6 protein-coding genes are annotated in these 8045 nt (G+C 67.5%); 1 reads left to right on the top strand and 5 read right to left on the bottom strand.

The genetic code is table 11. The annotated features are described in order from the left end of the window. The 4 genes from ABNS06_RS09285 to ABNS06_RS09270 all read right to left on the bottom strand — a co-directional run. Positions 1-1006, bottom strand: a 1006-nt coding sequence (locus ABNS06_RS09285; protein WP_348674115.1) for an alpha-L-rhamnosidase N-terminal domain-containing protein, incomplete at its 3' end; no start/stop codon positions are given. After that, the gene (locus tag ABNS06_RS09280) at positions 994-3237 is read right to left on the bottom strand and encodes a glycoside hydrolase family 3 C-terminal domain-containing protein (protein WP_348674114.1); all 2244 of its coding nucleotides are present in this window, start codon (positions 3235-3237) and stop codon (positions 994-996) included. The genes ABNS06_RS09285 and ABNS06_RS09280, both read right to left, overlap by 13 nt. Position 3238: 1 nt before the next feature. Then, positions 3239-4927 (bottom strand): hypothetical protein, encoded by a 1689-nt coding sequence (locus ABNS06_RS09275; RefSeq protein ID WP_348674113.1) that lies wholly within the window; start codon positions 4925-4927, stop codon positions 3239-3241. Between the two features lie 111 nt (positions 4928-5038). Continuing rightward, positions 5039-5710 carry a TetR/AcrR family transcriptional regulator gene (locus ABNS06_RS09270; protein ID WP_348674112.1) on the bottom strand — a complete coding sequence of 224 codons (672 nt, stop codon included), beginning with the start codon at positions 5708-5710 and terminating at the stop codon, positions 5039-5041. 130 nt (positions 5711-5840) lie between these two features. Here ABNS06_RS09270 and ABNS06_RS09265 point away from each other — a divergent pair, with 130 nt between their 5' ends. Beyond that, on the top strand, positions 5841-7298 hold the full coding sequence (locus ABNS06_RS09265) for an alpha/beta hydrolase-fold protein (protein ID WP_348674110.1): 1458 nt from the start codon (positions 5841-5843) through the stop codon (positions 7296-7298). Between the two features lie 33 nt (positions 7299-7331). Here ABNS06_RS09265 and ABNS06_RS09260 read toward each other — a convergent pair. After that, positions 7332-8045, bottom strand: a 714-nt coding sequence (locus tag ABNS06_RS09260; protein ID WP_348674108.1) for an endonuclease/exonuclease/phosphatase family protein, incomplete at its 5' end; no start/stop codon positions are given.

Raw genomic sequence — 8045 nt, 5'->3', positions numbered from 1 at the left:
GGGTGGCGCTCTCGGCGACCCGCCACTGCTCGTCGGAGACAATCACCCGCGTGGAGCCGTCAGCCAGCTCGACATGCAGCTCCGCGATCATCCGGGGTTCGCCCCGCCAGCTCGCGTGGTTCCACGCCCACTCGGTGACGAGCTCGTAGTCGTAGAAACCGGACCCGAGCTCAACGCCAATCGCGTTCGCCCCGGCGGTCAGGACCCCGGTGACGTCGTAGCTGCGGTACAGCGCGGTGCGGTCATAGTGCGTGTAGCCGGGGTCGAGCACCTCGTGCGGCGCCAGCGTCTCACCATTGATCGCCACCCGGGCGTAGGCAAGACCGCTGATGTACAGACGCGCCCGGATTGGCTGCGACGGCAGGTCGAAGGCCCTGCGCAACAGGGGCGCCGGGCGCGGTTCGCGGCATGCGCCACCGGTGCCCAGGATGTAGTCGACCAGCCGGTCGAAGCCCAGCACGCCCAGCGCTCCTGGCACCCCGACCGGCCGGCAGAATTCACCCTCCACCAGCCGCGTGACGGCGGCCAGCGGGTCGTCCAGCGGACCAGGCACGCCGCGCTCCGGACCGGCGATCCACTGCGCCGTCCACTCGTCCGGGTCGACAAAGGCGAGTTCGAAGCTGGCGGGCGACGACCACGCGGTCGCGTCGCCGGCCTCATCCCAGACGCGCACCTGCCACCAGACGGTCTGCCGCGTCCGCAACGGCGTGCCCGCGTAGTCGGCCCAGGGTGTCGCGGCCTCGACGCGCCCCGTGTCCCAGAGGTCCGGCTGCCCATTCGCGAGGGCCTCGACCGACCCCGCGGCTCGCAGCTGATATGCGGTCTGCAATACGCCCCGCCGGTCGGCTGACAGTCGCCAGGACAGGCGTGGCCGGGTTGATTCGATCCCGAGCGGATTGGCGGCCGCATCCGTCTCCAGCCCGGTGACATCAACCCGCGCGTAGGCGGGCCATGTATACAGCAGCACGGCCAGCGCGAATGCCGAACGACGGATCAGGCGCCACACGCCGCCGCCCCCGTCAGCACGATGTCCCGCGATGAACGGCCGACCCGCAGCTGCGCGCAGCCCGGCACCCGGGCCCAGTCATCCGCCTCGACATCCCAGTACTGGAACGCCCGTGGCGGCACCTCAATGGTCACGCGTCGACGCGCCCCCGCGGCGAGGCCAAGCCGGGTGAAGCCCTTGAGCGCCTGCGGCGGCTGTTGGACCGCCGCCGAAACATCCGGCAGCGCGAGGTAGATCTGCGGCACCGCGATGCCCTCGCGCGTGCCGGTGTTGATCACGTCGAAGGTGACCGCCACGCCGCCATCGTCCAGCGCGGCAACCGCCAGATCAGCGAAGTCGAACTGCGTATAGGACAGCCCGTGACCAAACGGGAACGCGGGTTCGATGCCCTGCTCGTCAAACCACCGGTAGCCCACCAGCAGCCCCTCGGAATACTGCGCCTGCTCCAGCACGCCGGGGTAGCGGGTCAGGTCTCCGGCGGTCGGCAGATCGGCCTCGGATTCGGGGAAGGTGACCGGCAACCGACCGCCCGGATCCGCATCGCCAAACAGCACGGCATCGATGGCATTGCCGGCATCGACGCCGGGAATCCAGGCTTCCAGCAAAGCGGCGATCTCACCCTTCCACGGTGTCAGCACCGGACCGCCGGTTTCCAGTACCACGACGGTGTTGGGGTTGGCGGAGGCGACGGCGGCAATCAATGCATCCTGATCCCCGGGCTCGTCGATGCAATTCAGCGCGATGCAGAGCCGGTCGGCGCCCTCGATGGAGCGATCGGCGACGAAGACCAGCGCCACGTCGGCGGCCGCGGCGACGGCTGCGGCGTTGCTCGCATTGCTGCCGTCGTCATAGGTGACCGTGACCGTGGGTTCCAGCCGCGCCGTGATGACTTCGCGTGGCGTGTTGAAGAAGAACGGCGTGATCCCGGCCGACCCCCCGCGCGACTGAAACTCGTCCGCGGGCGCTCCGATGATGGCAACCGATCCCAGCGTCGCGGCGTCCAGCGGCAGAATCCCGTTGTTCTGCAGCAGCGTGATGGCCGAGCGTTCGATTTCGCCGGCCAGCGCCGCGTGCGCGTCCCGATCAACCTGTGCGTCATCGACGGGATACGCGGGGCGATCCAGCAGGCCGAACTCGAAGTAGGTCCGCAGAATGTTGACGACACGTTGATCCAGCGTCTCGGCATCCAGCACGCCGCTGGCGACCAATGGCAGCATCTGCGCGGGCCCGTAAGAGAGCCCCGGCCACGGCTCGAAATCGAGCCCGCCGTAGAAATTGCCGAGCGGGTTGTGGGCGGCCAGATAGTCGGCGACAACAAATCCGTCGAAGCCCCAGTCCTCCCTCAGCACGCCATTGAGCAAGGCGTCGCTCTCACAGGCCCAGTCGCCGTTGATGCGGTTGTAGCCGCACATCACCACGCCCACGCCCGCTTCGGTCACCGCCACCTCGAAGGCCGGCAGATAAATCTCGCGCAGCGTGCGCTCGTCGATGACGGCATCCACAAACAGGCGGCTGCCAATCACCGAGACACCGAGCGGCAGCTGCGGCCCGATCGCCGGATTGACGCCGATACCCTCCTGATTGTTCGCGACGTAGTGCTTGACCGAGGCGATCAGGCCGGTGTCCTGGGCACCCTCGATCCAACCCACGCCGATCCGGCCGGAGAGCCAGGGGTCCTCGCCATAGCCCTCGAACGTGCGGCCATGGTGCGGCACCCGCATGATGTTCACCGTGGGCGCGAAGACGATGTCATTGCCGCGATACTTCGCTTCGGTCGCGATCGCGGCGCCGTACCGCCGGGCGCTGTCCGGGTCCCAGGTCGCCGCCAGCGCGATGGGCGCGGGAAACGCCGTGGCGGGACCGGAGCGAACGCCCATCGGGCCGTCGCTGTAATACACCGTCGGAATGCCCAGGCGCGGAATGCCGTCGCTGGTCCCGGTGTGAGTGCCCTCCAGCCCCGCGATGCCAATCAGGTCATCGCCAGCCAGAAACAGGACCTTCTCGACCTGCGTCATTTCCGCCACCACCATCGCGGCGCGTTCGGCTGCCGGCAGCCCGGAATCACACCACGGGTGGTCGCCACACCGCGCGTCCCCGACTGTCGGCGGTGGCTGCCCGTCGTCAACCCGTTCCGGTTCCGGCGCGCTGGTGCCACAGGCGGCGATCAACCCGAACAGCGCCATGGCGACACCCCACAGGCTTGCGCGGCCTCTCGTTCGCTTCGTGACCATGTCAGCCTCCCGTCCCCGGATCCGCCGGGGTGCCTTCGCAAACCGTCAATCCCAGATCGCCCGCGGAGCAGAGAACCTCCCGCAGCTGGCGCTCGACCAGGATCGGACCCGCGAGCACGGTCGTCGGCATGTCGTCCAGGGCATAGACCAGGTCGGTGAACATCAGCATCTGGCGGTGCATCAGATCACCGTCGACCATGTCGTCCACGCTCAGCCCGGTGGTGAACAACGTCCACGGCCCGGTGATAAAGGCGAGCGTCGGCAGCAGATGCTTGTGATACGGCCCGCCCTCGCCGCCGAAGCTCTGGTGCATGGGGATGTGCAGGCCGGGCACATCGGCGCCGCGCAGGGCGATCGTGCGTTCCAGGTCGTGGCTGATCACCGTGTTCTGCAAGGCGGTGATCAACCCGGGGCTCTCGCTGACGAAGAAGCTGTTGGGTTCGTGATAAGGCCCTTCGACCAACTCCAGGCCCGGCCCGCCGTCGGATCGCGGCTGGGTGATCATGCCCTTGGCACCAAGATGCTCGATCACGATCACCGCGGCGACCGTGCCGTCCTCGAAACCCTGGTCCAGTCGCCGGGCATACTGCTCGGCACTGCCGTCCCGCGCGGGCGGGACGAGATGCTGATGCAGATGGGCGGTGGTGAAGGCGAACTCCAGCGTTCTCGGCCGGCAGTCCTGCACGAACCCGGCGAAGTAGTCCGCCATGGCGACCATGGCGGGCGGCCCGTTGTCCCACAGCGCATTGACGCCGTCGGTGTGGCTGGTGATCACCAGGCGCTCCTCGCTCTGACCCGGCAACGTCGCGATCAGCATCCGCGTGGTCGCCGGGACAATCTGGGCCTCCAGCGTCAGCCGGGCGCTGCGCCCTTCCGCCGCGGCCTGCCGGGCCACGACGCCCTCATCGGCCCCCAGATAAAGACCCGGCGCACTCCACATCAGCCCCTCGTAGGGGGCATAGACCTCGGGGACCTGCTCCCGGGAAAAGTTGTGCACGAAGAGCAGACCGGCGGCGCCGGCTTCATGCGCCTCGTCGGCCAGCACACCGAGTTCCCCCAGCGCCTCCAGCTCCAGCGCATCCAGCACCTCGGACGCCAGCGACAGGTCAGGGTCGTAGGTGAACCACTGCAACGCGGTGATGATCGCGTACGGCGTGCTGCTGACGCCGATGTCGGTCACCACGATCGCGCCATCAACATCGTGCTCCGCCAACTCGGCGAGATCGGGCACGTACACCAGCGGCGCCTCGATGCCTGACGCCGGGGTGGTCGCGGAGTACGGCAGATGACCGGCCACGGGCACCTCCGCGAAGCTGCCATCGGCCAGCTCGAGTTCCAGGCGTGTCCGCGTCGCCGTCCAGCGCTGTATCTCGTAAGGCACGGACTCGATTTGCAGACCGGGGATGGCGCGGAGTTGCGACTCCAGCCAGGCCACGTAGTCCTGATGCTGCGGACTGGCGGTGGTCCGCTTGCCGAACGAATCCATCGCGCGGTTCAGATCGAGCAGCCGTTCGGCCGACGCGAACGACGCCGGATCCACCGTGGTCTCGCAGTCGCTGCGCAGCACCGGCGGGCTGTCCGATCCGGCGCCGCCTCCGCTGCCGGATGATCCGCAGCCGGTCACCCCGGCGAGCAGCGCGCCACACACACCCAACGCGACGCAATGCCGTCGCGGCCAGGAAAACTTCATTGCCTTGTCTCCTCCGGTGTCGCTCTCGCACCGGCGTCTTTATATAAACCTTGCGGTTTCTTGCATGCCCGCACGGAGCCCCTGCCCCGACAAGCGTCTTGTTTCAGGCGACTATGGCTTGATGGCCTGTGTCTGGGCCTGCACCAGACGGTGGAAGTTGTCGACGATGGCCGTCGTGAGTCCCGGCAATTCGTCCGCCCGCCCCTCGACGATCAGCAGCCGCACGCATTCGTCCACGCCACCCACCGCCATGCGGTAGGCCTCGTCGGGCAGCACGGTCCAGATCCCTTCGGGCCCGACGGCCTCGGTCACCATCGCCCGCAGATCCTGCTCGAAGACTTCGAGTACGCGGCGCCGCTGCCGCAGGATGGCGTCACCGGCCTTGAGGACCTCCACCAGCAGCGCGCGTGCGCGAACCGGCTGGGCCTGCAATACCGAGAGATAACGGGCCGCGCTGGCCTCACTGCGCTCGGCGGGCGTACCACCGGCTTGCGCGCGTGCCTTGCGCATTTCATCGAGCAGGAACGTGGAAAACGCGTCGTAGGCGGTCGAGAAGCAATGCTCCTTGTCCCGAAAGTGGGCGTAGAAGGTCTTCTTCGACACATCCGCATTGCCCGTGATGTGGGCGATGGTCGTCTCACCAAATCCCCGGCTACCCACCTCCTGGGTGATCGACAGCAGCAGGCGAATGCGCTGGGAGGTCTCGACTTCCTGCCGGCTCAGCCCATGGCGACCGCGGCGCAGAGGCGCCGGCGCGTCAAACAGCGAAGTCTCCTTGGTCACCAGTCCTGTCCCCTTGCGGTACCGCGGTTGCCCGTCACCGAGTCGGCGGCTTAGTCTTTCAGGAAACCATACGGTTTTTAAAAGAGACCCGCAAGCGGAACTACACCGTGAGCGGGCTGGAGGAGACAGCATGACCATCCGTTCGTCCCGCGGGCCGGCAGCCCGTGCGTTGTGCGCCTGCGCGTTGCTCAGCGCCTGCGGACTGCCGTCCACCGGCTCGGACACCACGAGCCCCGCCGACGCCCGCCATCCGGTGCCAGTCGCTGCACTGCCCGAGGGAGGACAGCACACGCCCGGCTGCCAGGCGGCGGACCCGCCCGTGGTGGGCGCGACCGAGGTCGGCCGCACGCCGGTGGGCGAACGTTCCTGGTCCATCGAACTGGCCTCCGAGGCCATGCAGCGCAATGAATCCGTCATGGTGACGCTCCCCCGGGACTATGACCCCAGCGGGCGCACCCGCTACCCGGTGCTGCTGCTGTTTCACGGATCAGCGGGCTCCGAACGCGACTACATCGACCACGATCTGGAGGCGCTCACCGCCGACTACCCGGTCATCATCGTGACGCCCAACGGCGGCCCCGAAGGCTCGTATGCCGACTGGTATGGCGCCCTCGCCGGCAACCCGGAGCCCGCGCCAGCCTGGGAGAGCTTCCACATGCGCGAGGTGGTGCCATTTATCCGCGCGCAGCTTCCCGTGCGCGAGGACCGCGGCGGCTGGGCCACGGCCGGACTGAGCGCCGGCGGCAACGCGGCCATGAAATACCTGACGGCCAATCCGCAGCTCGCCCGCGCGGCGGGGGCCTTCTCCGGCGCGGTCGACACCACGCTGGACTACCCCTACTACCCGACGTTGCAAACGGTACTGGGCACGCCATCACTGCTACCGACCCAGGGCCCGACGGACCTCTGCCGCTGGGGTGATCCGATCCTCCAGAAGGCCTGGTGGTTTGGCGATGTGCCGACTCATCACGCGGAGAACCTGGCCTTCCATGAACTCTGGGTGACCAGCGGCAACGGGCTACCGGGCGAGTACGACCTGCCGGCGCAGGTTGACCCCATCGAGACCCACACCTACCTGATGGCACTGTCCTTTCTGGAAGCGCTGGATCACGAGCACATCGGCTACACGGAGGTGCTTTACGGCGCCGGCACGCACAGCTGGCCCTACTGGCAGCGTGCGCTCGTGCAATACCTGGACTGGTTGATGCCGCGTTTCGACGATCCCGCGCCAACGCCGGACCGCTTCGACCACCGATCAACGCGTGCGAACTTCTCCGCCTGGGGCTGGCACTTCGCAATCCACCGCGACGTCAAGGAGTTCGTTTACCTGGAAGCGGTGACCACCGGCGGTCTGGTGGTGACCGGCAGCGGCAGACTCGAGCTGCTCACGCCGCCGTTCGCGGAACCGGGAGCCCGCTATCGAATCACCACCGGCCGGGACGATCGCACCGTCGTGGCGGATGCGGTGGGCCGGCTGCTGTTCGTCGTCGATCTCGGCCCCAGCCACCCGGAGCACCAGCGGGACTTTCCCGCCGAACCACCATCGGATTGGCCGACGCGACAGGTGACCATCCAGCGTATCGAATAGCCGGAGCGCGCGGATGACACTACGTGGCCGCGTTCACGGCCGCTCGATCCGAAGATCCGCCAGGATCGCCTGGTGATCCGACAGGTACTTGCAGTCGTAGCTGTCAGTCAGCGTGGCCGTGCGAAGCACGCGCGTCTGCGGGTGCGTGAAGATGTAGTCGATCCGTCTCGGTTCGGTGTCGTTGAAGCCGAAGCTGCTCGGACAGGCCGCGAAGCCGAAAAAAGTCTCCTCCGGCCCATGGTGCGGCGCCTGGGCAATCAGCAGCGCATCGGCGACCGGGACGGGCGTGTCACCAACCATCATGCTGGCGTAGGCGGTGGTGTCGGGAGTGACATTGAAATCGCCGGTGACGACAAACGGCAGCGTACCGGCCAGTTCGGCGATCTTGCGGCGGATCAGCAGCGCGCTCTGTTCTCGCGCCGTCACGCCCTGATGATCGAAATGCGTGTTGAAGACATAGAACCGGGTGTCATCGCGACGATCCCGAACCTGCGCCCAGGTGACGATGCGCGGCAACGCCGCGTCCCAGCCCACCGAGCCGACCTCGTCCGGGGTTTCCGACAGCCAGAACGTGTCCCAGTGTTCGATGGTCAGGCGATCGCGTCGCACCAGTAGCGGCGAGAATTCCCCGGCCTCCATGCCGTCATCGCGACCGACACCGACAAATTCGTAGTCGGGCAACGCCGTCTTCAGGTCGTTCAACTGACCGACGAGCACTTCCTGCAGGCCGCCGACATCCGGCTGGTT

The sequence above is a fragment of the uncultured Abyssibacter sp. genome (genome assembly GCF_964000955.1).
Taxonomy (GTDB): domain Bacteria; phylum Pseudomonadota; class Gammaproteobacteria; order Nevskiales; family OUC007; genus Abyssibacter.
The sequence above is the reverse complement of the archived record's forward strand: the minus strand, read 5'-3'. Positions and strand labels throughout refer to the sequence as shown.